Raw genomic sequence first — 25,495 nt, forward strand, 5'->3', positions numbered from 1 at the left:
TGTCAGAGGAGGCCGCCGAGACGACCGGCGAGGCCGAGCGCGACGGGCAGGACGCCGAGGCAGAGGAACGCCGGGAGGAAGCAGAGGCCGATCGGGGCCGCGAGCAGCACTCCGGCCCGTTCGGCGCGTTCCTCGGCCTCGGCGGAGAGCGACTCGCGCAGTCTTCGCGCGAGGTCCTTCGCGTGGGTCGCGAGCGCGGTGCCCGCTCTCGCCGTGCGGACGGCGGCGACGGACAGTTCGGTCAGGCCGGGCCGATCGCGGATCGGCGCCCAGGCTTCCGCCGGTCCGATACCCACGGCGAGGTGCGCCGTCACCGAACGCAGCGCCGCCGCTGTCTTCGGTGACGCGGCCGGTACGACGGCCTCGAGCGCGACGGGCACCGGCAGCCCACCCGCCAGGCAGGCGGCCAGCAGGTCGAGTGTGGCGGCGGACCGGAGGAGTTCGGAGACGCCTTTGTCCTGGGATGACCGTTCCCGGAGCCAGGTGAGGAGGCGTCCCGGCCGCGCGACGGTCCGGGCGGCGACATACGGCCAGGAGAAGACGGCACCGCCCAGCAGGATCAACGCCGCTCCGGTCAGCACGGCGCCACCCGCCCGGTGAGTGCCCGGCACCAGGCCGTGCCCGCCCAGATGAGCCCGCTGCCGACGACGAGCAGGAACTGACCGGCACCCGTCCCCGTGAGGACGCCGACCGGGCCCGCCCCCATCGCCTCGCCGAGTGGCAGGCACACCAGCGGGAGGACGGCGAGCACGGCGGCGCTCGCCCGCGGACCGGCCATCTTGGCTTTGAGACGGCGCCGGAAGCCGATCTCCGCCTCGGCGTCCCGTCGCGCGGCGTCGAGCACGCCGGCCATCGGAAGCCCGAACCGGTTCGCGAGGGTCCAGGCGTTCACCAGCGCCGGTGGCGCGTCCGGATCGGCGATCTCGCCGCCGAGCCGGGCGGCCGCGCTGAGCCCGCGCAGCCGTTCGGACGCCGCGGGCACCGCCGCGGAGGTGGCTTCGAGAGCCGCCACCGGATGGGCACCCGCCCGGAGCTCGCCGATCATCGTCCGCAGCACGGAGGCGGTGAGTTCGGCTTCGGCCAGCGCCGCCTTCGCCCGTGCCCGCCATCGGTGCTCCTGGCGGACGGTCAAGGTCACCACGAGCGTCGCCACCGCCCAGCCGATCCCGAGGACCGGCAGGACGAGCAACGCGGGCAGCGGCCACCAGCCCGCGCGGACGGCTCGGGGCGGCTGCCAGACGAACGGTGTGCCCGCCACGGGTCTCGGCCAGCAGGCCACTCCCAAGCCGCAGGAGAGGAGGAACCAGGGGGTCATGCCGCCATCTCCTCGAACGGAGTCTCGTCGCCGATCCAGTTGCCCTTGCTCCAGATCGGGACGACCTTGGCCTCGCCACGGAACGACCGGAGGACGCCGACCTCGTCCAGCCGCCGGATCCCGCCCGGCAGGCGGCGCATGTGGAGCACCACCCGCACCGCAGCGGTCAGCTGGCTGTGCAGGGCGTCCCGTTTGAGCCCGCCGAGCGAGGCGAGCGCCTCCATCCGGGCCGGGACCTCCATCGGTGAATTGGCGTGCAAGGTGCAGCCCCCGCCCTCGTGCCCGGTGTTCATCGCGTTGAGCAGCGCGCAGACCTCCGCGCCACGCACCTCGCCGACGACCAGGCGGTCCGGGCGCATGCGCAACGCCTGCCGGACCAGCTCACCGAGGCCGACCTCTCCCGCGCCTTCGACGTTGGCAGGGCGGGCGACCAGGCTGACGAACTGCGGATGATCCGGTTGCAGTTCGCCGGCGTCCTCGACGCAGACGATGCGTTCGCCCGGCGGCACCGCGCCGAGCAGCGCGGAGAGCAGGGTCGTCTTGCCCGCCCCCGTCCCGCCGGACACCAGGAACGCGAGCCGTCGCCGGATGACCGAATCGAGCAGATCCGCACCGCTGGTGCCGAACACCCCGCGCAACCGGAGTTCGGCGAGATCATGACTGGCGGGCCGGAGAACGCGGAGCGAAAGGGAAGTCCCGGCGGGCGCGATCGGCGGGAGGATCGCGTGCATCCTGATCCGGCGTCGCGGTCCCGCCCCCGGCAGCCAGCAGTCGGCGAACGGTTGCGCGTCGTCCAGCCGCCGTCCACCGGCGAGGGCGAGCCGCTGGGCCAGCCGGCGGACCGCTTCCTCGTCGGCGAAGCGAACTTCCGTCTCTTTGGGACCTTCACCGTTGTCGGCCCAGACCTCATCGGGGGCGGTGACGAGAATGTCGGTGACGCCAGGCTTTTCGAGAAGCGGCGCGAGCGGGCCGACGCCGACGAACTCGTCACGCGCTAACCGGACCGCGCCGAGGACGGCGTCCTGACCGAGCGCCCCGCCTGCTTCGGCGCGGACCGCCCGCGCGACGCTCACCGGATCCGCCGGGACGGCCGATCCGGCCAGCCGCCGCCGGACCCGCTCGACCAGATCGTCGGTCATCGCGAGGCACCGGCCAGGTTTCCGCGTGCGGCCGCGAGGACTTCGGTGGCGGCCGTTGCCAGGTGTCCGCGAGGCTTCAGAAGGAACTCGCCGCGATCGAGGGCCGCCGAAAGGGATCGCTCGCGACCCATCGACGTGATGAGCGGGACGCCGACGGCGTCGGCGATCTCTTGCGGGATCAGCCCGGCGGGCGACGGACCGCGGACCGCGACCCCGATCCGGGTCGCGTGGGGTTCGAGCCTGGCGATGACCTGTTTCGCCGCCGCGCAGGCACGGAGTTCCGCGGGGACGACGACCACGACCAGATCGGCCAGCCCGATCACGGCGGACGTTTCGGTGCCGAAATACCTCGGCAGATCGCAGACGACCGTCCGGCCGGCTCGCCGCCCGGCGCACAACACGCCCTCGATCGCGTCGGGCCCGGGGCCGCGTCCTTCCCTGCCGTAGGACACAAAGGACAGTGAGCCGGTCGCGTATTTCTTTCGCGGCAAGGCTTCGCTCAGCGCGGTCATCGACACCCTGCCGCCGAGGTCGAGCTCCGGCCAGCGCGGCCCGCGATCGCGTTCGGCGGCGAGGAGGACGTCGACCCCGCCGCCGAGCGGGTCGCAGTCGACGAGCAGGCCGCCGCTCCCGGACTTCTCCGCCCGGTACGCGACGGCGGCCGCCAGTACGGAAGCACCCGCTCCGCCCCGTCCGCCGATGACCCCGATGACGACGCCGTCGTCCCGAGCGGGCCCGTCGACGACGTCGGCGAACTCGCCGATGAGGTCGCTTTCCTCGTCCGGCAGCGAAAGGACCTTCTCCGAACCGGTGTTGAAGGCACGCTCCCACGTCACCGGGGTCGGCGCGCCCTTGCAGACGAGCAGGACCTTGTTCCGTCGCAGCAGGCGATTCGGTGTGCTCGCGGCCTCCTCGTCGAGCACCACTAGCGGCGCGCGGGCCCATCTCCCGCGTGCGGCGTCCAGATCCGGTGCTCGTTCGACCTCGCAGCCCGCGGCCGCCGCCACGCGCAGGATCTCGTCGAGCAGGATTTCGTCTCCGGCGACGACGAGTGGATGTTCTTCGGTCATGGCTCCCCCAGTGATCGGTCGGATTCGGGTTGTGACTCCACGGTCGCGCCACTTCCGGCCGCGCACAACGCCGTTCCGTCCCGCCTGTGGACAACCGGGGTGTTGTGGACAACTCCGCGGCGGGAGATCGGTTTCCCGGCGGTTTTGTCGGTCCCTTCCGGCACACTTCCCGGCTTTCCGCCCGCCCTGTTCCTCGACGAAACCGCGCACGGAAACCCTTGAGAGAAAAGAAAGTTAACGAACTCCGACCGATTCAGCCTTGCCCTGAAGGGATTTTCGCGACCGACAAGGTCTGAACCATTGGCAAGACGGGAAGTTAGAGGGCGGCCCTCGCCAGGGGGGAGGGACGAGGGCCGCCTGGGGTTCAGCCCCGGGGGGTCGGACTGAACCAGGGCCCGGTGCTACACCGGACAATCTCACTGTAACTCCGATACCGGCCCGTTGCGGGCGACGCCGGTACCCACAATTCGATAACGGCACGACGCGCCGGATCCGGTGCGCGGTCGTGAATTTTCCACCGCGATATCCCGGCCGTGGTCGACCAACGGGCGGGCCGATGTCCGGCTCTCCTATCCTTGGCGGGTGGACCGACCCAGCACGACGCCCAGCACGGTCGCGGCGTTCTTCGATCTCGACAAGACGATCATCGCCTCCTCGAGCGCGCTGGCCTTCAGCAAGCCTCTTCTGCGCGAAGGCCTGATCAACCGCCGAGCCGCGCTTCGCAGCGCGTACGCCCAGCTCGTCTTCTCCCTCGCGGGCGCGGACGCGGCGAAGACCGAGCGGATGCGGGCCGAGGTTTCCGCGCTGTGCGCCGGATGGGATGTCGCCCAGGTGTCCGCGGTCGTCCGCGAGACGCTGCACGACGTCGTCGACCCGCTCGTCTACGCGGAAGCCGCGGAACTGATCTCCTCGCATCGCGCGGACGGGCACGACGTCGTCGTGTTGTCGGCGACCGGCGAGGAGGTCGTCGCCCCGGTCGCCGAAATGCTCGGCGCGACGCGCAGCGTGGCCACACGGATGCAGATCGTGGACGGTCGTTACTCGGGCGAAGTCGATTTCTACTGCTACGGCGAGAACAAGGCCGTCGCCGCGAAGCAACTCGCGGCGACGTACGGCTACGACCTCACCCGGTGCCACGCGTACACGGACTCGAGCACCGACATCCCGCTACTCGAAGTCGTCGGACGGCCGCACGCGGTCAACCCCGACCGCGTCCTGCGCAAGCACGCGACCGAGCAGGGCTGGGAGATCCTCGCCTTCGAGCACCCGATGTCGCTGCGGACCCGGATCCCGGCGCGATCGGCGGGGCTGGTGGCGCTCGGCGCCTTCGCCGCGGGGGCCACCTGGTACGGCTACAACCGGCGCAAACGCACCCGCTGAGCGCACACCCACACGGCGGCACCGAACCGGTTTTCGCAGCCAGGGTCGCGAATTGTCCGTCGCGGAGGGTGCCCGTGTCACTAGATCGAGCCTCTGTACCGGTGCACCCGTCTGCGCACTTGAAGTGACCCGGCTCACGGCGTAGAAAGTAGGTGCGGACGTTCGGTCGGCCAGGGAACAGGTAGAAGAGAAGCCTGTTCCACCCCGGCGAATCTCCGTGTGCGGACACCGGGTACCCACGCGCAGCGCGCCGCGGGAGGCTCGTCGTCTAGGGACTGCGTACCGGGACGCCGGACGCCGAGTCCATGAAGGTACGACCAGAGTTGCACGCTTGGTCGCCCGAGTTGCCCGCACTGACTGGCGGCGCCCGCCGGCTTCGGCCGACGGGCGCCGCCAGTGTTTTACCCCTGTTTTCAAGCGTGACAGGCCCGTTCGCGTCCCTTTGTGTATGAACGGACCGATCGCGGGGGTGGCCGATGGACAAGCAAAGTGCTCGTGGGTAGCTTCCGGATATCAGTGCTTCCAGGTGGACTTCTTTCCACCTGAGAGTCAGGCACGAATCTGGGAGGCTTTGAGGTGACGACCCGAACCGCGCACGCCCGTCATCGGAGGATCCATGCGCTCGCCGTGCCCCTCGCGGGTCTGCTCACCCTCGCCGTCACGGCCGTTCCGGCGACCGCGCAGCCGGTGACGGCGGACGTGGAGGCGCAGCGGACGCTGCGCGGATTGACCCTGGAGCAGAAGGTCGGGCAGCTGTTCGTCACCTGGGTGAACGGGAAGTCCGCCGACGAGGTCAACGCCAAGAACAAGGCCGACTTCGGCGTGGACACCCCCGCGCAGGTGATCGAGAAGTACCACCTGGGCGGCGTCATCTACTTCAACAACGACAGCCGCGACAACTTCGACGATCCGGTGCAGGTCGCCAAGCTGTCGAACGGGCTCCAGCGGGCCGCCCTCCGCAGCGGCGCCCACATCCCGCTGCAGATCGCGACCGACCAGGAAGGCGGCACGGTCACCCGGATGGGTGCCCCCGCCACCGAGCTGCCGAACGCGATGGCGATCTCGGCCGGCCGTGACACCAAGGCCGCGCAGGAGGCCGCCCGGATCCTCGGGCACGAACTGCGCGCCGTCGGCATCAACCAGGACTTCGCCCCCGACGCCGACGTGAACTCGAACCCGGCGAACCCGGTGATCGGCGTCCGTTCCTTCTCCGGCCGTCCGGAGCTGGCGAGCGAGTTCGTCGCGGCACAGGTCAAGGGCTTCCAGAACTCCGGGCGGCGCTCCGAGACGGTGTCCGCCGCCGCGAAGCACTTCCCCGGTCACGGCGACGCCGCCACCGACAGTCACCACGAGCTGCCCAGGATCGACCGGAGCGAGGCCAGCTGGCGCGAGACCGACGTGCCGCCGTTCAAGGCCGCGATCAAGGCAGGCATCGACTCGATCATGAGCGCGCACATCCAGTTCCCCAGCCTCGACCCGTCGGGCGAGCCCGCGACGCTGTCGAAGCCGATCCTCACCGGCAAGCTGCGCGAGGAGCTCGGTTACCGCGGTGTCGTCGTCACCGACTCGCTCTCGATGGACGCCGTGCGCGAGATGCACAGCGACGCGGAGATCCCGGTGCTGGCGCTGAAGGCGGGCATCGACCAGCTGCTCATGCCGGTGAACCTCGAAGTCGCGATCAACTCGGTGCTCGACGCCGTCCGCAAGGGTGAGCTGACCGAACAGCGCATCGACGAGAGCGTCCTCCGGGTGCTCAAGCTCAAGCTGAACCGGGGCATCCTGACCTCGCCGTTCGTCGACCCGGCCAAGGTGATGTCGAAGGTCGGCACCCCGGCCAACCTCGCGACCGCGCAGGGCATCGCCGACCGGTCGGTCACCGCGATCCGCAACGACGGCGGCGTCCTGCCGCTCAAGCAGCAGCCCGCGAAGACGCTCGTGACCGGCTGGGGCGTGAGCACGACGACGTCACTGGCCGCGAAGCTCACCGCGCACGGCACGCAGGCGACGGCGTTGCAGACCGGCCAGACACCGACCGACGCGCAGATCGCGCAGGCCGTCGCGGCGGCGAAGAACGTCGACCTCGTCGTCGTGCTGACCAACAACGTCGGCACGTATCCCTTGCAGGGCAAGCTGTTGCAGGCGCTGGCCGACACCGGGAAACCCGTCGTCGCGGTCGCCGCCCAGATCCCCTACGACGCCGGTTACGAGAACCCGATCAAGACGTGGCTCGCCACGTACGGCTACATCTCGCCTTCGCTCGAAGCGCTGGCGAAGGTGATCCTCGGGAAGGTGAAGCCGCAGGGCAAGCTGCCGGTGGACGTCCCCGCAGGCAAGGACGTCGGCACGGTGAAGTACCCCTTCGGCCATGGGCTGACCTGGTGAACCTCAACCGCCGCCACTTCCTCGCCACCGGTGCGCTCGCGGTCCCCGCGCTGACGGCCGGGTCCTCGGTCGCGCGGGCGCAGCCGGAAAGCGAGAGCAAAGGTCCCCCGCTCACCCGCACCGGAGCGGACGTGCTGGCCGCCAAGGGCTGGGCACCGCTGTCCGGCCGGAAGCTCGGAGTGCTGTCGAATCCGACGGGTGTCCTGGCGAGCGGCGACCACATCGTCGACTCGATGGTCGCCGCCGGCGTCCGGCCGCTCGCCGCGTTCGGGCCGGAGCACGGTTTCCGCGGCAGCGCGCAGGCTGGCGGTTCGGAGGGCGACTACACCGATCCGCGCACCGGCGTGCCGGTGTACGACGCGTACGGCGCCGACGCGACGAAGCTCGCCGGGATGTTCACGAAGGCGGGTGTGGACACCGTCGTCTTCGACATCGCCGATGTCGGCGCGCGGTTCTACACCTACATCTGGTCCCTGTACACGGCGATGGTCGCGGCGGCGAAGGTCGGCGCGGCGGTCGTCGTGCTGGACCGGCCGAATCCGCTGGGCGGCAGGGCCGCCGGACCGATGCTGAACCCGGCGTTCGCCTCGGGTGTCGGCCGGAAGCCGATCGTGCAGCAGCACGGCATGACCGTCGGCGAACTCGCGCGGTTCTTCGCGGCCGAGTTCCTGCCTGCCGAGGGCGTCACGCCGGGCAAGCTCGAGATCGTCGAAGTGCGTGACTGGCGGCGTGATCAGCTCTTCGACCGCACCGGGCTGGCGTGGGTCCCCCCGAGCCCGAACATGCCGACGCCGGACACCGCGCTCGTCTATCCTGGCACCGGGATGTTCGAAGGCACCGTGTTCTCCGAAGGCCGCGGCACCACCAGGCCGTTCGAGATCATCGGCGCGCCCGGCCTCGACTGGCGCTGGCGTGAAAAGCTCGGCGAACTGCGGCTTCCCGGGGTGAAGTTCCGTGAGGCGTACTTCGTGCCGACGTTCGGCAAGTTCGTCAACGAGCCTTGCGGCGGCGTGCAGGTGACCATCACGGACCCGCGCGCGTTCGACGCCATCCGTACCGCGGTCACCATGTTCGTCACCGCGAAACAGGTGCACCCGGACAAGTTCAAGTGGCGGCCCGACAACTTCCTCGACAAGCTCTCGGGTTCCGACAGGCTGCGCGCGATGATCGACAAGGGCGCCACGCCGGACGAGATCGTCGGGTCCTGGCAGGCCGAACTGGCCGAGTTCGACCGGAAACGCCGTCGCCATCTCATCTATCGCTGAGGGGAACGGCGGAGCCGAAGATGCATCCGAAAAGCAACCGAACGTGTGAACCCGCCCCGGCCGAAGGCCCCGCTATCGCGGTGCCACGGCGCCTTATCCGCCACCTTGACCTGAAAGACCAGGTCCGCGCCGTGGCGACGTCGATCGCGGTGGCGGGTTCCTCGACAAGCGCTGAGGGGAACGACCTTGCGTGTTAGGAAGATCCTGATCGCGGCTGTTTCCGTCCTGGTCGCGGCGACCACGCTGTCGACGGCGGGAGCACAGGCGATTCCGGGTACCGGAGAACAGGGAGACCGCGCGGCGGGCCGGTTCGACAAGCCGCGTGAGGGCTTCGCGCCCGCGTCCACCGTCCTGCGCGACGGCGCGCCCTCCGAGGTCGGCCTCGACCCGGCGCCGATCAAGGCGGCCGAGCAGTTCATCGAGAGCTGGACGAAGCCGGACGCCACCGGGCATCCCCACTTCTCCGGAGCGGTCGGCCTGCTCGCGCACGACGGCGTGGTCGTCGAGCGCCAGGCCGTCGGCGGCGCTGTCCGCTACGCCGACGCGAAGGGCACAGAGCTGCCACCGGAGCAGCAGGTGCCGATGCGCGCGGACACCATCTTCGACATGGCCTCGATCTCGAAGCTGTTCACCTCCATCGCGGTGATGCAGCTGGCCGAGACGGGCAAGCTGGACATCTCGGCCCCGGTGGTGCGGTACCTGCCGGAGTTCGGGGTGAACGGCAAGGAGGCCGTCACCGTCCAGCAGCTGCTCACGCACGTCTCGGGCTTCGCCGCGACACCGCTCCCGTCGCTGTGGGAGGGCTACCCGGACATCCCGTCGCGACGGAAGGCCGTCCTCGACAGCCCGCTGAAGAACGCGCCCGGCAGTACGTACCTGTACTCCGACATCAACCTGCTGACGCTCGGCTTCCTGGTCGAAAAGCTGGCCGGGGCACCGTTGGACAAGGTGGTCCAGGACCGCATCGCCGGCCCGCTGGGCCTGGCCGACACCGGATACAACCCGCCGCTGTCGAAACTCGCCAGGGTCGCGGCGACCGAGTACGCCGCGAAGCCGCCTCGGGGGCTCGTGCGCGGCGAAGTCCACGACGAGAACGCCTGGTCGCTGGGCGGCGTCGCCGGGCACGCGGGCGTCTTCTCCACCGCGCCGGACATGGCCGTGCTGGCGCAGACGATCCTCAACGGCGGCGCGTACCGCGGTCAGCGGATCCTGCGTCCGGAGACCGTCCAGTCGATGCTGACGAACTACAACCACAAGTTCCCCGACAACTCCCACGGGCTCGGCTTCGAACTCGACCAGCCCTGGTACATGGGCGCGCTGTCGGCGCCCTCGACGGCGGGCCACACCGGGTTCACCGGGACCTCGCTGGTGATCGACCCGCTGTCGAGGTCGTTCGCGATCCTGCTCACCAACCGCGTGCACCCGACGCGGAGCTGGGGCTCGATCAACCTCGCCAGGGAGGCGTGGGCGAGCTCGCTCGCGAAGGCGATGGCCGTCCGCCCGGCGCACGGCCGTGAGGCGTGGTTCAGCGGCGCCGGGGACGTCTCCACGGCCACGCTCACGACTCCGCCGCTACAGACGCGCGGCGGGCCGCTGAAGGTCTCCTTCGCCACCTTCGTGGACACCGAAGGTCCCTCGGACTCGCTCTTCTTGGAAACAAGTACCGACGGCGGAGCCACCTGGAAAACGATTACTCTGCGTGCAAACGGACCAGGCGCTCCCGCCGGGGACCAACCCGGACTCGGCGGGCACGGCCATCGGGCTTGGTGGCGGGTCGCCGCCGAGGTGTCGCAAAGCTCACAAATCACCCTCCGCTGGCGTTACACGACCGATGCCCGTTACACCGGCCGGGGAATTTCTTTGGACGGTGTGAAAGTCACCGAACGCGGCCGCACACTGCTGGACAGTGAGCATAATCCGCCTACTTTCGTCGCTACCGGCTGGAAATTGAGCCCTAGGTAACCAGCCGGTTCCGATGCGGTGACCTGACCGCCCCGTTGACCGGGACACAGCCCCTTGCGTCGCGACACTAAGTTGCCAAGTCGTTAGCTCGACCTCGTTAACGGCCTCGACCTGGTTAGCGACTTTCTGGTCAACGATTAATCGCAAATCGAATCCGCAGACACGGATAGGTTGCGATCTTCCCGAAGGGTGTGGGTAGCCTTGTCGCAGATGCCAACGGTTAGTAACTTTCCCACGGTGGGCGATACCGATTCCGTAATCGCGGCCGCACCGTCCGAGGCCGTGCCGGCGCAGCCGACACGGGACGCTGACGCGAGCCCGCTTGTCCGGATTCGCTCCCTCCTGCCCGGGCTCGCCCGGGCTGAACAGCGTGTCGCGAAGGTCGTCCTCGAGGACCCCGCGACGGTCGCACGACGCAGCATCACCGAGGTCGCGCTCGCGGCCAACACGAGCGAAACCACCGTCACGCGGTTCTGCAAGGCCGTCGGCGTCGGCGGATATCCGCAGCTCAGGATCGCCTTGGCGGCCGACACCGCCCGCACGGAGGCCCGGTCGAGCCGGAACCTCGGCGGCGAGATCGGTCCGGAGGACGACCTGGCCGCGGTGATCGGCAAGGTGAGCTTCGCGGACGCCCGTGCCGTGGAGGAGACCGCCGACCAGCTCGACGTCCCGTCGCTACAGCGGGTGATCGACGTTTTGGCGGGCGCCGGCCGGGTCGACGTCTACGGCGTGGGCGCGAGCGCGTTCGTGGCCGCGGACCTGCAGCAGAAGCTGCACCGCATCGGGCGGGTCAGCTTCGCCTGGTCGGACACGCACATCATGCTCACCTCGGCCGCCGTGCTGAGCCCGGGAGACGTCGCGATCGGTATCTCCCACACGGGCGCGACCACGGACACCGTCGAGGCGCTGCGCGTGGCCCGCGAGCACGGCGCGATCACCGTCGCCGTGACGAACTTCCCGCGTTCGCCGATCACCGAGGTCTCCGACCACGTACTGACCACGGCCGCGCGGGAGACGACGTTCCGCTCGGGTGCGACCGCCAGTCGCATCGCGCAGCTGACCGTCATCGACTGCCTGTTCATCGGTGTCGCGCAGCGGCACATGGACGCGTCGGTCAACGCGCTCGACGCGACCAGGGACGCGGTTGGCTCGCACCGTCTGGGCGTCCGGCCCGACGGCAGGCGGCGGCCGCGGGAAACCGGCAAATGAGCGAAAAAGTGAGGCGCATGATGACCGTCCCACGCCAGGTGGTGCACGTCGATTCGCCAACCGAACAGCGCAATCCACGGACGACCGACATCGACCTGATGTCGACCATGGGGATCCTCGGCGCGATCAACGCCGAGGATCGCCGGGTCCCCGAAGCCGTCGCCGAGGTGCTGCCGCAGGTGGCACGGGCGGTCGACTTCGCCGTGGAAGCGCTGCGGTCGGGAAACCGCGTGCACTACTTCGGGGCCGGCACCTCCGGCAGGCTGGCGACGTTGGACGCGGCGGAGCTCGTGCCGACGTTCAACGTGCCCTCCGATTGGTTCATCGCGCATCACGCGGGCGGCGCACGCGCGCTGCGCCAGGCCGTCGAAGACGCTGAGGACGACGCGAAGGCCGGAGCCGCCGAGGTGACCGAGTCGGTCGCCCCCGGCGACTTCGTGCTCGGGCTGACGGCTTCCGGCCGGACTCCCTACGTCCTCGGCGCGCTGGCCGCGGCCAGCCGTCGCGGCGCCCGGACCGCTTTGGTCTCGGGTAATCCGGCCGCGGTGACGCCGCCGGGGGTCGATGTCCTCATCGCGGTGGACACCGGCCCCGAGGCGATCGCCGGGTCGACGCGGATGAAGGCGGGCACGGCGCAGAAGATCATCCTCACGGCGTTCTCCACCGCGACGATGATCAAGCTCGGCCGCACCTACTCGAACCTGATGGTCAGCATGCGGGCGACCAACGCGAAGCTGCGCGGACGGACCATCCGGATCCTGCGCGAGGCCACCGGGATGAGCATGGCGGACTGCTCCGACGCGCTCACCGAGGCCGACGGCGACCTCAAGGTCGCGCTGGTCCATCTGCTGTCCGGCGAGGACGTCGCGAACGCGGCGAAGGCGCTGGCGGCCAACGATGGCCACGTACGCAAGGCTCTCGACTCCCTGCGGGTGCGCGCGAGCTGAACCCGATCGCCCAGGCTCCCTGGTCTTCGCGACCGAAACACCGGCGGACAGGCCCGTTCATCCCGGCGCTTCGCGCTCACGCGACGCGAACGGGTGTCCGTCGCCGGGATGACGCTGCTCGGCGTCATCGGCTGGGGGTCCTGACGCTTTCGTGGCGCCGCGCCAGTACGGGCTCGGCGCCGCAGGCGTGTCCGTGGTGACCCCGGTGCCCCCGCCGACCCCGATGCCACATTGGAGGCGCTGAGTGTCCCCAATGCCGCATTGGGGACACCACAGCAGGGGAAGTCGAGCGGCCGCGCGATATTTAGCGTACCCACGCTAACGATAGCAAGGGTCCCTTGCTATCACTTTCGGTCAGGCGGGCTGGGCCACCGGCCTCCGCGAAGGGACCGAAAGCGCGAAGGCGAGCAGAGCGACGAAGGCGGCAACGGGGCCGACCCACCAGACGCCCGCCGACGACAGGACGACGCCACCCAGCGCGGCACCGAGGGCACCGCCGCCGTAGATCGCGGAACCGTTGAGCCCCAGGGCGACCGTCGGCGCGTCGGGCGCCAGCGAGAACAGCCGGTGCTGCTGCGGCACCATCAGCATCCCGCCGAACACCCCCGAAGCCAGCGCGAAGACCAGCGCACCTGGCAGGCTCAGCACGGCGAAGTCCAGCAGCGCCAGCGTCGCGACCGTGCCGACGAGCGAGATCGAGCGGACGCGCGCGGAGCCGAGGGAGTCGGTCGCGCGGCCCGCGAAGGCGTTGCCCGCGATCTGCCCGATCCCGAAACCGACGAGCAGCCACGAGATCATCGCGCCCGCCGCCACGGGCGCCACCAGCACCGGCAGGTACACGAAGGCCGCGAAGCCCGCAGCGGTACCGAGAACGCTTACGCCGAGCACGCGCGCGATCGGCGGCCGCGCGACGACGGCGAGCCTGGCGCGCAGGGTCACCGTCGGCATCCGGACGCCGGGCAGCAGCGGCACGAGCAGCGTCACCACCACCGCCACCGCGCCGATCCCCCACATGACCGCGCGCCAGCCGAACCAGTTCCCGGCGAGCACCCCGATCGGCACGCCGAGCACCATCGAGACGCTCATCCCGGCGGAGACGGTGGCCAGCGCGCGGCCGCGGCGCTCGTCCGAGGCCAGTGCCCCGGCGAGGACGTAGGCGTTGGATTGGAACGCGGCGGCGCCGAGGGCGGCCAGCACGCGCGCGACGGCGACCACGGCGAAGGACTCGCCGAGCGCCTGACCGGCCATGCCGATCGTGAACAGCACCATCCCCGCGCCGAGCACCCACCGCCGATCGAGTTTGCCGGTGAACGCCGCGATGAGCGGCGACGAGATCGCGTACGTCACCGCGAAGACCGTGGTCAGCTGGCCCGCGGCGGCTTCGGAAACGCGCAGGTCGGCGGCAATGGTGGGCAGCAGCCCGTTCAGGACGAACCCGTCGGTGCCGACGGTGAACGTCCCGACGGCGAGTACCAGCAGAGCCCCCAGAGCGAGCCGATCATTAGATGATCGTCGAATCGTCATGAGAGGTATAGTGGCCGGACTATTCGATGACTGTCAAACAGTTGGAGCGAAGTGAGCACCACGCTGCCGCAGCCGGTGACCGAGGAGATCGAGATCGTGCCGGTCCTCCAGGCGCTCGCGGATCCTGTACGCCTGGAGCTGATCCGCGCCCTGCGAAGCAACCCTTCGCCGCGAAGCTGCGCCGTCACCGAGTACGACGTCGAGATCAGCGCGCCGACGCTTTCCCATCACTGGAAGGTCTTACGCGAAGCCGGCCTCACGACGACGTTCGTCGAGGGCCGGACCCGCTGGGTCGAGTTACGGACCGAGGACATCCACGCGCGGTTCCCCGGACTACTGGACGCCGTCCTCGCCTAGCCGCCACTTCGCCGCGAGTTCTCCCGCGGCGCACACGCCGACGTCGAGCAGATACGGCCCGGCCTGACCGCAACCGGATCCCGGCGCGATCGGCTGACCGTGCCCCATCCCGGTGACGGCGTGCGTGTCGACGGCGGCGCCGACGTCGGTCCACTGCTCGGCAAGCTCGCGCATGTTCATCGGGGCGACCGTGTAGTCGGCCGTCCCGTGCCAGACACTCACCGGCGACCGCGGCCCCGTGCCCGCGGCCCGCACCTTGTCACCCCACTGTTCCGGGGTCAGATCCTTGCCGGGGTTCATACAGGAGTACGCGTCGATCATCGAAGCCGCGCAGCCGTAAGGCAGTCCCGCGACGACACCGCCGCCCGCGAACAGCTCCGGATACGCCGCCAGCAGCACCGAGGTCATCGCGCCGCCCGCCGACAGACCGGTCACGTACGTCCGGCTTCCAGCCGCGTACCGCGTCATCTGCGCGATCGATTCGGCCTCCCCGGACCCGCGTTTGATGTCGCCCGTCTGGAACCAGTTGAAGCACTTGCTGAAGTTGTTCGCCGAGACCTGTTGCGGCAGAACGAGTTTGAAGCGCAGCTTGTCCGCGAGCCCGACCCAGCCGGAGCCGCGTGCGTAGCCGGCCGCGTCCTGGGTGCAGCCGTGCAGCACGACCACCGCCGGACGTCCGGACGGCAGCCCGTCGGGCACGTATTCGAACATCCGCAAAGCACCGGGATTGCTCCCGAACCCGGTCACCGGGCGGATCGTCGCCGCCTGGGCAGGAGTCGAAAAGAGAAGGGTCAATGCCGAAACCACCGCGCCGATGAGGAGTTTTCGCATCACCCGAGGGTAAAACCGCCACCCGCGGGGTTTCCACGTGGCAGACCACCACAGCCGCGACCTGTTTTGTGTGGCCGCGCCCGGTACCGGCCGCCGAAGACCGCGCTTATCGTCGGCCGATGCGGCTCATTCTGGTCCTCGCGATGATGCTGGCCCTGGCCACCCCCGCCCAGGCGGCAAGCGGTTGCGGGAACGTGCGCGTTCCCGGCGCCGCGAAACAGCAACTGTCCTGTTTGGACGATCTGACGACCACCGGGACCCTGGCCACCGGTCATACGGTCCAGGCCGACTGGGCCGGGCTGACCTCGGCCGGTTTCCCCGCGCCCAACGGAGTTCCCGGCGTCCAGATCGACGGCTACTTCCCGGACACCTCGACGTCGAACACCACGCACGGCTGGAATCACGACGCGCAATTCGTGCTCCGACTGCCGGATCACTGGAACGGCGGCCTCGTCGTCTCGGGATCACCCGGCGTGCGGCGGCAGTACGCGAACGATCGCGCGATCGGCGACCAGGTCCTCGCCGCCGGCTACGCGTTCGCCGCCACCGACAAGGGCAACACCGGCGCCGGTTTCCACACCGACGGACGTCGCCCCGGCGACGCGCTCGCCGAGTGGAACTCGCGGGTCACCCAGTTGACCATCGCCGCGAAGGCCGCCGTGGCGCACCGCTACGGACGCCCGCCGAGCCGCACGCTCGCGGCCGGGATGTCGAACGGCGGCTACCTCGTCCGCTGGCAACTCGAGAACCGGCCGTGGCTCTACGACGGCGGCATCGATTGGGAGGGCACGCTTTGGCACGAAGACGGGCCGAACCTGTTCACCTTCCTGCCGCCCGCGATCAAGGCCTACCCCGCGTACGCCGCCGGTTCCGCGCAGGCCCACCAGCAGATCCTCGACGCCGGTTTCGCACCGGGCTCGGAATTCCTCTGGCAGTACCACAACGACGTCTACTGGGGCCTGACGCAACGCATCTACCAGGCCGAGTTCGACCCGGCGTTCGCCGGAACCGACTACGACTACGCCACTCGCCCGCGGTCGGTGCACCGTGCGGTCGACCGGATTTCGCTGACCGGCCGGATCGGCAAACCGCTGATCACCCTGCACGGCACCCTCGACACCCTCCTGCCGATCACCCACGATTCCGATGTCTACCAGCGCATGATCGCCGAACAGGGCCGCGCCGGGTTACAGCGCTATTACCGGATCGTCGACGGCAACCACGTCGACGGGCTTTACGACGCGTACCCGGACAAGCTGCGGCCCATCGGCCCGTGTTTCCGCACGGCGTTCACCGCGCTCGAAGGCTGGCTCGACGGCGTCCGCCCGCCCGCTTCGGCGACGATCCCACGCGCGGGCGGTGACCTGGCGGCCACTTGCGCACTAAGCTGATCGGATGGAATTCCAGGACGTCGTACGACGCCGTCGCATGGTCCGGAAGTTCACCGATGAACCCGTCGCCGAGGCGAGCCTTCAGCGCATCCTGCGCAACGCGCTGAAGGGTCCTTCTGCCGGTTTCTCACAGGGACAAGGATTTCTCGTCCTCACCGGCGAGGAATTGGCGAAGTTCTGGGAGTTCGGGGCGAGCTGGGCGCCGGAAACCGTGACCACGGCCCCTGTCGCGATCGTGCCGCTCTCGGTCAAGAACGCGTACCTCGACCGCTATGCCAAGCCCGACAAGGGAGTCGCCGACCGCGACGACTCGTGGTGGCGCGTGCCGTACTGGGATGTCGACACCGGGATGGCGACGATGCTGATCCTTCAGACGGCCGTCGACGAGGGCCTCGGCGCGGTGTTCTTCGGGCTCGCGCCGGAAAGCGTGGAGCGGCTTCACAGCGAGTTCGGGGTGCCCGCGGATCACGACCCGATCGGCGTCGTGGCGCTCGGGCACGGTGCCGAGCCCGGACCTTCACCCGGCTCTTCGGCGACCAAAGTCGCTCGCCGCGGCTTCGACGAGGTCATCCGTTTCGGTCACTGGTGAGGCGGTGCAGCCTGAGCGCCAGCTGGAGTTCCAGCGCGCGCTCGGGCGCCTGCCACTGCTCGCCCAGCAGTGACGCGATGCGGTCCAGCCGCTGCACGACGGTGTTGACGTGCACGTGGAGAAGTTCCTTCGCCCGCGTCAAGTTGCCGCCGCAGGCGAAATACGCGCGAAGGGTGCCGATCAGATCCGTGCCGCGGCGTTCGTCGTAGTCGAGCACCGGGCCGATCGTGGCGGTCACGTACGCGCCGAGGTCGGCGTGGTCGCCGAGGAGCAGCCCGACGAACCCGAGATCTGCCATGCTCGCGCCTTCCCCCGCCCGCCCGAGTGCCAGCAACGATGCGACGCACCGCGCGGCTTCGGCGTGCGCCACGGCCAGTTCCCGCGGCGACGCAGCCGGGCCTGCCGCGCCCACCGTGACCGGACAGTCCATTGTGGACGTCAGTTCACCGGCGACCGATCTGGCCAGCGCCCCGGGCTCCGCGCCGCGGACCAGCAGGACGACCACGTCGGCGTGGACACCGACCAGATCCGCGTGCCGCACGGCCGCCGCGGCCAGCCGTCGCCGGGAGACGTCGTCGGAATGCGCGACCAGCACCGCGTGCGGTGTCGACAAATCGACTCCCAGGCGGCGACCGCGGGCCAGTAGCGCGGAGGGGTTGCGGCCCGGCGCGGTGAGCAGGTCCGACAGCAGCTCCCCGCGCACCTCGTCCTCGGCGCGCGCGACGGAACGCCGTTGCATCAGCAGCACCGCGGTGACCACGCCGGCCCGCTCGAACAACCGCCGATCGGCCTCGCCGAGCGACGGCCCGCCGCCGAGCACCAGACTGCCGAGGAATTCCTGCCCAGCCTGGACGGCGCACAGCCAACCGTCCTCTGTGGACACCGCCCGGCCGCTCGCCCGGGACGCCGACACCGCCGCACGCGAGAGACTCAGCTCCGCACCGGTGCGGGCCAGGACAACGCCTTCCGCGTCGTAGACGGCGATGGCGCCGCCGAGCACGTCCGCGACCGCGGCGGCGACCTCGGCAAGGTCGCCGCCGCGCAGCACGAGATCCATCAGCCGGTCGTGCGCGTCTTCGGCGCGGCGCATCGCGTCGTTGTGCGCGCTGATCGTCGCGTTGGCGGCGTTCAGCTCGGCGACCGCGCGGCGCGTCTCGTCGAGCAGATGGGCGTTGTCCAGTGCGATCGCCGCGTGGTCGGCCAGCGACGACAGCAGCGCGACCTCGTCGGGCGAGAACTCCCGCGTGGTGCGGTCGGAGGCGAACAGCACCCCGATGACCTTGCTGCCGATCGCCAGCGGCACCCCGAGGATCGCGGTCAGCCCCTCGTCGAGCACCCCGGTGTCGATCGACGACGTATGGCGGAACCGCTTGTCGTCGAAGTAATCCGCCGTCGCGTACGGCCGCGCGGTCTGCGCGACCAGCCCGCCGAGCCCCTCGCCCATACCCAGCACGATGTCCTGGAACAGCGCGGAAACCGAGCCGTCGGTCACGCGGACGTAGGTCTTGCCTTCGGTTTCGTCGTTGAGGCTGAGATACGAGACGTCCACGCCGAGCAACGCCCGCGCCCGCCGCACGATCGACCGGAGGACGGCGTCCGGATCGTCCAGCCGGGCGAGGTCGCTGGCCGTGTCGAACAGCGCGGCCAGCTCCGCCTCGCGCCGCCGGTGCTCGGCGACGGTGTCCCGGATCCGCAGCGCCAGCTCGGTGGCCTTCGGATCGACAGGGACCTGCGCCAGCTGCTCGCTGCCCGCCCCGGAGGCGAGCAGTTCGAGCAGCCGGCGCAACCGCGTCGCCGTCTCAGCACCGTCCACAACGGTCATGCTGGCACGTGACCGCGCTCCGTGAGAACTTCGGAGTGCAGGGACTCGCCCTTGGTCTCGCGGGCGGCGAGCAGCGCGATCACGGTCAGCACGCACATCGCGACCACGTAGAGCGAGACCGGGATCGTGCTGCCGAACTCCTTGAACAGCGCGACCGCGATGAGCGGCGCCACCGCCCCCGCCGCGATCGACGACAGCTGCCCGCCGACCGAAAGGCCGGTGTAGCGGACCCGCGTCGGGAACTGCTCGGAGAAGAACGCGGCCTGCGGCCCGTACATCGCGCCGTGCAGCACCAGCCCGACGGTCGCCGCGAGAATGATGACACCGGAATTCTTCGTGTCGAGCATCGCGAAGAACGCGAAACTCCACGCCGCCATGCCGACCGCGCCGAACAGATAGACCGGGCGGCGGCCGATCCGGTCGGAAAGAATGCCCCACAAGGGAATCGTCACGAAATGCACGGCGGAGCCGATGAGCACCGCGTTCAGTCCGGCCGATTTCGGCAACCCCAGCCCGGTGGTGACGTAGACGAGAATGAACGCCGTGATCACGTAGTACGAAACGTTCTCCGCCATGCGGGAGCCGATCGTGATCAGCACCGCGCGCCAGCTCTTGCGGAACACCTCGACGACCGGGGCCTGTGTGGTCGCGTTGTTCTTCTGGGCGGCGAGGAACACCGGGGATTCGCTGACCGCGAGCCGGATCCACAGCCCGATCACCACGAGGACACCGGAAAGCAGGAACGGGATCCGCCAACCCCAGCTGAGGAACGCCTCATCGGACTGCGTCCCGGCGAGGATCGCCAGGACCGCCGTCGCGAGCAGGTTCCCGCCGGGAGCACCGCACTGCGGCCAAGACGCCCAGAACCCGCGGCGTTTGTCGTCGCCGTGTTCGGAGACGATCAGCACCGCACCGCCCCATTCGCCGCCGAGCGCGAAACCCTGTACCAATCGCAGCAGCGTCAGCAGGACCGGCGCCAGGACACCGACGGAGGCGTACGTCGGGAGGATGCCCATCGCGCAGGTCGAACCGCCCATCAGCAGCAGGCTCAGCACCAGCAGCTTCTTGCGCCCGACGCGGTCTCCGAAGTGCCCGAACACCAGCCCGCCGATCGGCCGTGCGAGGAAACCGACCGCGTAGGTCAGGAACGCGAGCAGCGTGCCGGTGAGCGGATCGTTGGTGGGGAAGAACAATTTGCCGAACACCAGCGCCGCGGCGGAGGTGTAGAGGAAGAAGTCGTACCACTCGATCGTCGTGCCGATCAGGCTGGCGCTGACGACCTTCGCGATCGAGCCGCGGTTCTGCGTGGTCACCGGGGAGGTCCTTTCTGGGAGAGGGTTCACGCGGCGGTCCAGCCGCCGTCGAGGGGGATGGACGTGCCGGTGACGTGGGCGGCGTGGTCACCGGACAGCCAGAGCACGCAGGCGGCGACGTCGGCGGGTTCGATGAGCCGTTTGATCGCCGACCGGCGGAGCAGGACCTGTTCGATGACGGCGTCGCGTTCGAGCCCGTGCTCTTCGGCCTGCGCCTGGAGCTGGCCGGTGACCAGCGGGGTGCGGACGTAGCCGGGGTTGACGCAGTTGCTGGTCACGCCGTGTTCCGCGCCTTCGAGCGCGGTGACCTTGGAGAGCCCTTCGAGCGCGTGTTTCGCGGTGACGTACGCGGATTTGAACGGGCTCGCGCGGAGGCCGTGGACGCTGGACATGTTGACCACGCGCCCCCAGCCGCGGTCGTACATGTTCGGCAGCACGCGGCGGATGAGCAGGAACGGCGCGGTGACCATGAGCGCCTGGATGCGGGTGAACGTCTCCGGCGGGAATTCGTGGATCGGCGCGATGTGCTGGAAACCGGCGTTGTTGACGAGGATGTCGATCTCGGCCGGGAGGGTCTCGACGGCCTGCGCGTCGGTGAGGTCGACGACGTGCGCGATGCCGTTGATGTCGGCGGCCGCCTTCTCGACGGCGTCGTCGATGTCGGCGAAGTGGACCTTGGCCCCCGCCTCGGCGAGCGCTTCGGCGCAGGCCAGGCCGATCCCGCTCGCCGCGCCCGTGACCAGCGCGGACTTACCGGCAAGGTCGCTGTGATACGCACCACTCATGCCGGACGACGTTAGGTCGCCCGGCCCGCTTAGGCCATGTGGTTACGCCCTACACCTGCTCAAGATCCCGTGTGCGCTCCGCACACCCCGCAATTCGGCACCTGGTTGCGATGGTTGTGCGTGCAAGCATCGCAACCAGGTGCCGAATTGCGGGGGTCAGCCGGCGGCGTCGGAGATCGACTTCGCCTCGCGGGCGCCGGTCTCGAAGGCTTCACACGAAAAGAGCAGCCAAGCCCGGACGCCATCAGGAGTTCCGCCGGAGAACGCCGAAGCGGCTTCGAGGTACTTCGGCACGCGCCGGAAGTACGCCACCTCGGGCACCGTCAGCGCCTTCGGGTCCAGCCCGGTCGCCACCGCGGAAAGCCGCGCCGCGGCCCTCGCGACGACACCGTCCGCGGAGCCGAAAGGCTTGAGCGCCAACAGTTCCCCGTGCACGACGGCGGTCAGCACCGGCCCCGGCACCGACGTCGCGCCGGTGATCAGTTGCGCCAGCATCTCCAGCCGCGGACCGACGTCGCCGGACGACCGCGGCCGTCCCAGTGCGTCGGGATCCGTCACCAGATCCGACGCGGCGAGAAGGTGCAAGCGCGCCAACGCCTGCAACGGCGCACGACGCCACGTCGGAAGCAGACCTTCCAGCGCTTCCGCCACCCGCAGCGCGCCGGCCAGCACCGGATCGGTCACTTCACCGGATTCGGGCAGTTCGGGCGCGGCGCCTTCGATCCCGGCCGACGCCCGCGCCGACCGCACGGACGCTTCGGCGGCCGTCTCCGCGCCGCCGCGCAGGTTGGCGGGCAGCCGGTGGACGGCGAACACCGCGTCCTGCGCCGATTTCGCGGCCGCGGCGACCCCTTCGAGGTCCAGCAGCGGCTTCAGCGGATCCGTCACGCGTCCAGCACCTGGCCCTCACGGCGCACGACCGGTGCCTGCACCGACCACGGGAAGTTGATCCACCGGTCCGTGTGCTTCCAGACGTACTCGCATTTGACCTCGGAGCGCGGCTTCTCGTAGACGACCGCGCAGCGCACCTCGGCGACGTGGTCGGCGCAGAAGTCGCGGACCAGCTTCAACGTCGCACCCGTGTCCGCGACGTCGTCGGCGACGAGCACCTTCTTCTTCGTCAGGTCGACGACGTTCGGCACCGGCGGCAGCATCACCGGCAGGTCGAGACGCTGATCGACGCCGGTGTAGAACTCGACGTTCATCACGTGCAGGTTCTTCACGTCGAGCGCGTAGCCGAGCGCGCCCGCGACGAACAGCCCGCCTCGCGCGATCGACAGGATGAGGTCCGGCTCGAAGCCGTCGTCGGCGACGGCCTGCGCCAGCTCCCTGCTGGCCGTCCCGAACAACTCCCAGGTGAGCTCTTCCCGCTCCTCGGCCATGCTGCCTCGCCTTCTCGATCGTTCCCGCGAGCATAGGCAACGCCTCAGTGGCCTTCTCGAATGCTTCGAAACTGGCTCTCCAGTAAGGCCATTGCCGTCCGTAGCGTCGAGCCCGTGACCGACTGGAACACCCACGCCACCCTGGGCGGCGAACGCGTCCGCCTCGAGCCGCTCACCCGCGATCACGCGAAGGGCTTGTTCGCGGCGGGCTCCGACCCGGCGATCTGGACCTGGCTCAGCCTCCGGCAGCCGCGGGACCTCGCCGCGGCCGAAACCATGGTCGACGACATCCTCGCCGACCCGGACCGCCGCGCCTGGGCCCAGATCGACGCCCGCACCGGCGAGGTCGCGGGCACGACTTCGTTCTACGCGATGAACGCGCGACACAAGATCGTTTCCCTCGGCTACACCTGGATCGGTTCCGAATGGCAGCGGACCGGACTCAACCGCGAGTCGAAACTCCTGTTGCTGCGCCACGCTTTCGACGACCTCGGCGCGAACCGCGTCTCGTGGGAGACCGACATCCGCAACCTGCAGTCCCAGAAGGCGATCGAACGTCTCGGCGCGCAACGGGAAGGGGTGCTGCGCGCGCATCGCGTCCGGCCCGACGGGACCATCCGTGACACCGTCGTCTACTCCGTCACCGGACCAGAATGGCCCGCGGTCCGTACCGCTTTGTCCTCAAGCGTGTGAATGCCGCGCGCAACCACGATGCAACCTTTTACTTCGCGTCGTAACGTCGATAGCGTGCCAACGGGCGTGAAGACACGCGAATCACAGGAGGCATCGCACCATGACCGAGCAGTCGCCGGCGCTGGACAATTTGCTCACGGAGAGCAGGACCTTCCCCCCGAGTGAGGCTTTCAGCGCGCAAGCGAATGCCACCGCCGACTTCTACGCCGAAGCCGACGCCGACCGCGAAGCGTTCTGGGCCAAGCAGGCCGAGCGCCTCCACTGGGAAACGAAGTGGTCCCAGGTACTGGACTGGACCAATGCGCCGGTTGCGAAGTGGTTCGTGGGCGGGAAGCTCAACGTCGCGTACAACTGCGTCGACCGCCATGTCGATTCCGGGCACGGCGACCAGGTCGCCATCCACTGGGTCGGCGAGCCCGGTGACAACCGTGACATCACCTACGCGCAGCTGAAGGACGAGGTTTCCAAGGCCGCGAACGCCTTCGAGTCCCTCGGCCTCACAGCGGGCGACCGGGTCGCCATCCAGATGCCGATGGTGCCCGAAGCGATCGTCGCGATGCTCGCGTGTGCCCGCATCGGCGTCCTGCACAGTGTCGTCTTCGGTGGTTTTTCCCCGACAGCACTGCGATCCCGGGTGGACGACCAGGCGGCGCGGATCGTCATCACGACCGACGGCCAGTACCGCCGCGGCAAGGCCGCCCCGATGAAGGCCAATGTCGACGAAGCGCTCGAAGGCGCCGAATCGGTCGAGAAGGTCATCGTCGTCCGCCGCACCGGCGAAGAGGTGCCGATCACCGAAGGCCGTGACCTCTGGTGGCACGAACTGGTCGACAGCCAGTCCGCGGAGCACGCGCCGCAGGCGTTCGACTCCGAGCACCCGCTCTTCATCCTCTACACCTCCGGCACCACGGGGAAGCCGAAGGGCATCCTGCACACCTCCGGCGGTTACCTGACCCAGGCGGCGTACACGCACCACAACGTCTTCGACCACAAGGCCGGCGAAGACGTCTACTGGTGCACCGCCGACATCGGCTGGATCACCGGGCACACGTACATCGTGTACGGGCCCTTGGCGAACCGGACGACGCAGGTCGTCTACGAAGGCACGCCGAACACCCCGCACGAGGGCCGCCACTGGGAGATCGTCCAGCAGCACAAGGTCTCCATCTACTACACCGCGCCCACGCTGATCCGTACGTTCATGAAGTGGGGCAACGAGATCCCGCAGAAGTACGATCTCTCGTCGCTGCGCGTGCTCGGCAGCGTCGGCGAACCGATCAACCCCGAAGCGTGGATCTGGTACCGCGAGAACGTCGGCGCGAACTCGGCGCCGATCGTCGACACCTGGTGGCAGACCGAGACCGGCGGGATCATGATCTCGCCGCTGCCGGGCGTCACCGCCACGAAGCCGGGCTCGGCGCAGAGGGCACTGCCGGGTATCTCGGCGAAGGTCGTCGACGACCAGGGTGTCGAGGTCGGCAAGGGCGGCGGCGGTTACCTCGTGCTCGACAAGCCGTGGCCGGGCATGCTGCGCGGCATCTGGGGCGACGAGGAGCGTTTCCGCGAGACCTATTGGTCCCGCTTCGCCGACCAGGGCTACTACTTCGCCGGCGACGGCGCGAAGTACGACGCCGACGGTGACGTCTGGCTGCTGGGCCGGGTCGACGACGTGATGAACGTGTCCGGGCACCGCATCTCGACCACCGAGGTCGAGTCCGCGCTGGTCTCGCATCCGACGGTCGCCGAGGCCGCCGTCGTCGGCGCGACCGACCCGACCACCGGGCAGGGCATCGTCGCGTTCGTCATCCTCCGAGGCAACGCGGTGGACGGTGGCGACAAGGCCGTCCAGGAGCTGCGCAACCACGTCGCCAAGGAGATCGGCCCGATCGCGAAGCCGCGGCAGATCCTGGTCGTGCAGGAGCTGCCGAAGACGCGGTCCGGCAAGATCATGCGCCGCCTGCTGCGCGACGTCGCCGAGAACCGCCAGGTCGGCGACGTGACCACGCTGGCCGACTCGTCGGTGATGGACCTGATCTCTTCGGGCCTGAAGACCGGCAAGTCGGAGGAGTAACCGCCCCGCACGCGCCATGAAAGGTCCTTTCCTTGCAAATTTCGCAAGGAAAGGACCTTTCATGGCGT

22 protein-coding genes are annotated in these 25,495 nt (G+C 69.5%); 11 read left to right on the plus strand and 11 right to left on the minus strand.

The genetic code is table 11. The features are described 5' to 3' along the window. Positions 1-2 precede the first annotated feature (2 nt). Genes DL990_RS00485 through ssd form a run of 4 tightly spaced genes read right to left on the minus strand, consistent with a single transcriptional unit; the run spans position 3 to position 3,524 of the window. Positions 3-581: a type II secretion system F family protein gene (locus DL990_RS00485; protein ID WP_125797590.1), complete on the minus strand. Its 579-nt coding sequence runs from the start codon at positions 579-581 to the stop codon at positions 3-5. Further along, entirely contained in the window at positions 575-1,315 is a 741-nt protein-coding gene (locus DL990_RS00490) for a type II secretion system F family protein (RefSeq protein WP_125797591.1), read from the minus strand. The genes DL990_RS00485 and DL990_RS00490 overlap by 7 nt, the downstream gene beginning before the upstream one ends. After that, positions 1,312-2,454 carry a TadA family conjugal transfer-associated ATPase gene (locus DL990_RS00495; RefSeq protein ID WP_125786212.1) on the minus strand — a complete coding sequence of 381 codons (1,143 nt, stop codon included), beginning with the start codon at positions 2,452-2,454 and terminating at the stop codon, positions 1,312-1,314. Before DL990_RS00495 ends, DL990_RS00490 begins: the two co-directional genes overlap by 4 nt. Next, positions 2,451-3,524 (minus strand): septum site-determining protein Ssd, encoded by a 1,074-nt coding sequence (gene ssd, locus DL990_RS00500; protein WP_125786213.1) that lies wholly within the window; start codon positions 3,522-3,524, stop codon positions 2,451-2,453. The genes DL990_RS00495 and ssd overlap by 4 nt, the downstream gene beginning before the upstream one ends. Positions 3,525-4,106: 582 nt before the next feature. On the opposite strand from ssd, the gene DL990_RS00505 reads away from it, so the two are divergent. From DL990_RS00505 to DL990_RS00530, 6 genes are all read left to right on the plus strand, one after another. Beyond that, entirely contained in the window at positions 4,107-4,904 is a 798-nt protein-coding gene (locus tag DL990_RS00505; RefSeq protein ID WP_125797592.1) for an HAD family phosphatase, read from the plus strand. Positions 4,905-5,480: 576 nt separating this feature from the next. Further along, positions 5,481-7,286, plus strand: a complete 1,806-nt coding sequence (locus DL990_RS00510; protein WP_125786215.1) for a glycoside hydrolase family 3 protein — start codon at positions 5,481-5,483, stop codon at positions 7,284-7,286. Continuing rightward, on the plus strand, positions 7,283-8,551 hold the full coding sequence (locus DL990_RS00515) for an exo-beta-N-acetylmuramidase NamZ domain-containing protein (RefSeq protein ID WP_125797593.1): 1,269 nt from the start codon (positions 7,283-7,285) through the stop codon (positions 8,549-8,551). Before DL990_RS00510 ends, DL990_RS00515 begins: the two co-directional genes overlap by 4 nt. Before the next feature lie 186 nt (positions 8,552-8,737). Next, positions 8,738-10,513 (plus strand): serine hydrolase, encoded by a 1,776-nt coding sequence (locus tag DL990_RS00520; RefSeq protein ID WP_125797594.1) that lies wholly within the window; start codon positions 8,738-8,740, stop codon positions 10,511-10,513. 210 nt (positions 10,514-10,723) lie between these two features. After that, positions 10,724-11,722 carry a MurR/RpiR family transcriptional regulator gene (locus DL990_RS00525; RefSeq protein ID WP_370307155.1) on the plus strand — a complete coding sequence of 333 codons (999 nt, stop codon included), beginning with the start codon at positions 10,724-10,726 and terminating at the stop codon, positions 11,720-11,722. Between the two features lie 17 nt (positions 11,723-11,739). Then, complete coding sequence (locus tag DL990_RS00530) at positions 11,740-12,669, plus strand: N-acetylmuramic acid 6-phosphate etherase (protein ID WP_125786218.1); 930 nt, start codon at positions 11,740-11,742, stop codon at positions 12,667-12,669. Between the two features lie 354 nt (positions 12,670-13,023). On the opposite strand, the gene DL990_RS00540 is transcribed toward DL990_RS00530, so the two are convergent. Continuing rightward, positions 13,024-14,193 carry an MFS transporter gene (locus tag DL990_RS00540; protein ID WP_125786219.1) on the minus strand — a complete coding sequence of 390 codons (1,170 nt, stop codon included), beginning with the start codon at positions 14,191-14,193 and terminating at the stop codon, positions 13,024-13,026. Between the two features lie 51 nt (positions 14,194-14,244). On the opposite strand from DL990_RS00540, the gene DL990_RS00545 reads away from it, so the two are divergent. After that, positions 14,245-14,550, plus strand: a complete 306-nt coding sequence (locus tag DL990_RS00545; protein WP_125786220.1) for a helix-turn-helix transcriptional regulator — start codon at positions 14,245-14,247, stop codon at positions 14,548-14,550. On the opposite strand, the gene DL990_RS00550 is transcribed toward DL990_RS00545, so the two are convergent. Continuing rightward, positions 14,527-15,381 (minus strand): PHB depolymerase family esterase, encoded by an 855-nt coding sequence (locus DL990_RS00550; protein WP_125797595.1) that lies wholly within the window; start codon positions 15,379-15,381, stop codon positions 14,527-14,529. The two genes, DL990_RS00545 and DL990_RS00550, sit on opposite strands and share 24 nt — an antisense overlap. A 119-nt stretch (positions 15,382-15,500) precedes the next feature. Between DL990_RS00550 and DL990_RS00555 the strand changes: the two genes are divergently transcribed. Both DL990_RS00555 and DL990_RS00560 read left to right on the plus strand, forming a co-directional pair. Continuing rightward, positions 15,501-16,772, plus strand: a complete 1,272-nt coding sequence (locus DL990_RS00555) for a tannase/feruloyl esterase family alpha/beta hydrolase (RefSeq protein WP_199746171.1) — start codon at positions 15,501-15,503, stop codon at positions 16,770-16,772. A gap of 4 nt (positions 16,773-16,776) precedes the next feature. Continuing rightward, a complete protein-coding gene (locus DL990_RS00560) occupies positions 16,777-17,361 on the plus strand; it encodes a nitroreductase family protein (protein ID WP_125797596.1) in 585 nt (194 codons plus the stop codon). Here DL990_RS00560 and DL990_RS00565 read toward each other — a convergent pair. The 5 genes from DL990_RS00565 to DL990_RS00585 all read right to left on the minus strand — a co-directional run bounded on the left by DL990_RS00565 (position 17,339) and on the right by DL990_RS00585 (position 22,663). Further along, a complete protein-coding gene (locus DL990_RS00565; protein ID WP_125797597.1) occupies positions 17,339-19,183 on the minus strand; it encodes a GAF domain-containing protein in 1,845 nt (614 codons plus the stop codon). The genes DL990_RS00560 and DL990_RS00565 overlap by 23 nt on opposite strands. Next, complete coding sequence (locus DL990_RS00570) at positions 19,180-20,496, minus strand: MFS transporter (protein ID WP_125797598.1); 1,317 nt, start codon at positions 20,494-20,496, stop codon at positions 19,180-19,182. Before DL990_RS00570 ends, DL990_RS00565 begins: the two co-directional genes overlap by 4 nt. 26 nt (positions 20,497-20,522) lie before the next feature. Continuing rightward, on the minus strand, positions 20,523-21,281 hold the full coding sequence (locus DL990_RS00575) for a 3-hydroxybutyrate dehydrogenase (protein ID WP_125797599.1): 759 nt from the start codon (positions 21,279-21,281) through the stop codon (positions 20,523-20,525). Between the two features lie 156 nt (positions 21,282-21,437). Then, the gene (locus tag DL990_RS00580) at positions 21,438-22,169 is read right to left on the minus strand and encodes an oxidoreductase (RefSeq protein ID WP_125786226.1); all 732 of its coding nucleotides are present in this window, start codon (positions 22,167-22,169) and stop codon (positions 21,438-21,440) included. Further along, positions 22,166-22,663: a phosphoribosyltransferase gene (locus DL990_RS00585; RefSeq protein WP_005166906.1), complete on the minus strand. Its 498-nt coding sequence runs from the start codon at positions 22,661-22,663 to the stop codon at positions 22,166-22,168. Before DL990_RS00585 ends, DL990_RS00580 begins: the two co-directional genes overlap by 4 nt. A 114-nt stretch (positions 22,664-22,777) precedes the next feature. Here DL990_RS00585 and DL990_RS00590 point away from each other — a divergent pair, with 114 nt between their 5' ends. Then, positions 22,778-23,356 carry a GNAT family N-acetyltransferase gene (locus DL990_RS00590; protein WP_125797600.1) on the plus strand — a complete coding sequence of 193 codons (579 nt, stop codon included), beginning with the start codon at positions 22,778-22,780 and terminating at the stop codon, positions 23,354-23,356. Between the two features lie 100 nt (positions 23,357-23,456). Then, positions 23,457-25,427 (plus strand): acetate--CoA ligase, encoded by a 1,971-nt coding sequence (gene acs, locus DL990_RS00595; protein ID WP_125797601.1) that lies wholly within the window; start codon positions 23,457-23,459, stop codon positions 25,425-25,427. Positions 25,428-25,495: the final 68 nt, after the last annotated feature.

It is taken from the genome of Amycolatopsis sp. WAC 01416, from assembly GCF_003947485.1.
Classification (GTDB): Bacteria; Actinomycetota; Actinomycetes; order Mycobacteriales; family Pseudonocardiaceae; genus Amycolatopsis.

What these genes read in the sequence shown, in the direction of transcription:
- DL990_RS00490 (WP_125797591.1), bottom strand. Translation starts at nt 1,315, where the DNA reads ATGACCCCCTGGTTCCTCCTCTCCTGCGGCTTGGGAGTGGCCTGCTGG.
- DL990_RS00495 (WP_125786212.1), bottom strand. Translation starts at nt 2,454, where the DNA reads ATGACCGACGATCTGGTCGAGCGGGTCCGGCGGCGGCTGGCCGGATCG.
- ssd (WP_125786213.1), bottom strand. Translation starts at nt 3,524, where the DNA reads ATGACCGAAGAACATCCACTCGTCGTCGCCGGAGACGAAATCCTGCTC.
- DL990_RS00525 (WP_370307155.1), top strand. Translation starts at nt 10,724, where the DNA reads ATGCCAACGGTTAGTAACTTTCCCACGGTGGGCGATACCGATTCCGTA.
- DL990_RS00530 (WP_125786218.1), top strand. Translation starts at nt 11,740, where the DNA reads ATGATGACCGTCCCACGCCAGGTGGTGCACGTCGATTCGCCAACCGAA.
- DL990_RS00540 (WP_125786219.1), bottom strand. Translation starts at nt 14,193, where the DNA reads ATGACGATTCGACGATCATCTAATGATCGGCTCGCTCTGGGGGCTCTG.
- DL990_RS00550 (WP_125797595.1), bottom strand. Translation starts at nt 15,381, where the DNA reads ATGCGAAAACTCCTCATCGGCGCGGTGGTTTCGGCATTGACCCTTCTC.
- DL990_RS00555 (WP_199746171.1), top strand. Translation starts at nt 15,501, where the DNA reads ATGCGGCTCATTCTGGTCCTCGCGATGATGCTGGCCCTGGCCACCCCC.
- DL990_RS00560 (WP_125797596.1), top strand. Translation starts at nt 16,777, where the DNA reads ATGGAATTCCAGGACGTCGTACGACGCCGTCGCATGGTCCGGAAGTTC.
- DL990_RS00565 (WP_125797597.1), bottom strand. Translation starts at nt 19,183, where the DNA reads ATGACCGTTGTGGACGGTGCTGAGACGGCGACGCGGTTGCGCCGGCTG.
- DL990_RS00575 (WP_125797599.1), bottom strand. Translation starts at nt 21,281, where the DNA reads ATGAGTGGTGCGTATCACAGCGACCTTGCCGGTAAGTCCGCGCTGGTC.
- DL990_RS00585 (WP_005166906.1), bottom strand. Translation starts at nt 22,663, where the DNA reads ATGGCCGAGGAGCGGGAAGAGCTCACCTGGGAGTTGTTCGGGACGGCC.
- acs (WP_125797601.1), top strand. Translation starts at nt 23,457, where the DNA reads ATGACCGAGCAGTCGCCGGCGCTGGACAATTTGCTCACGGAGAGCAGG.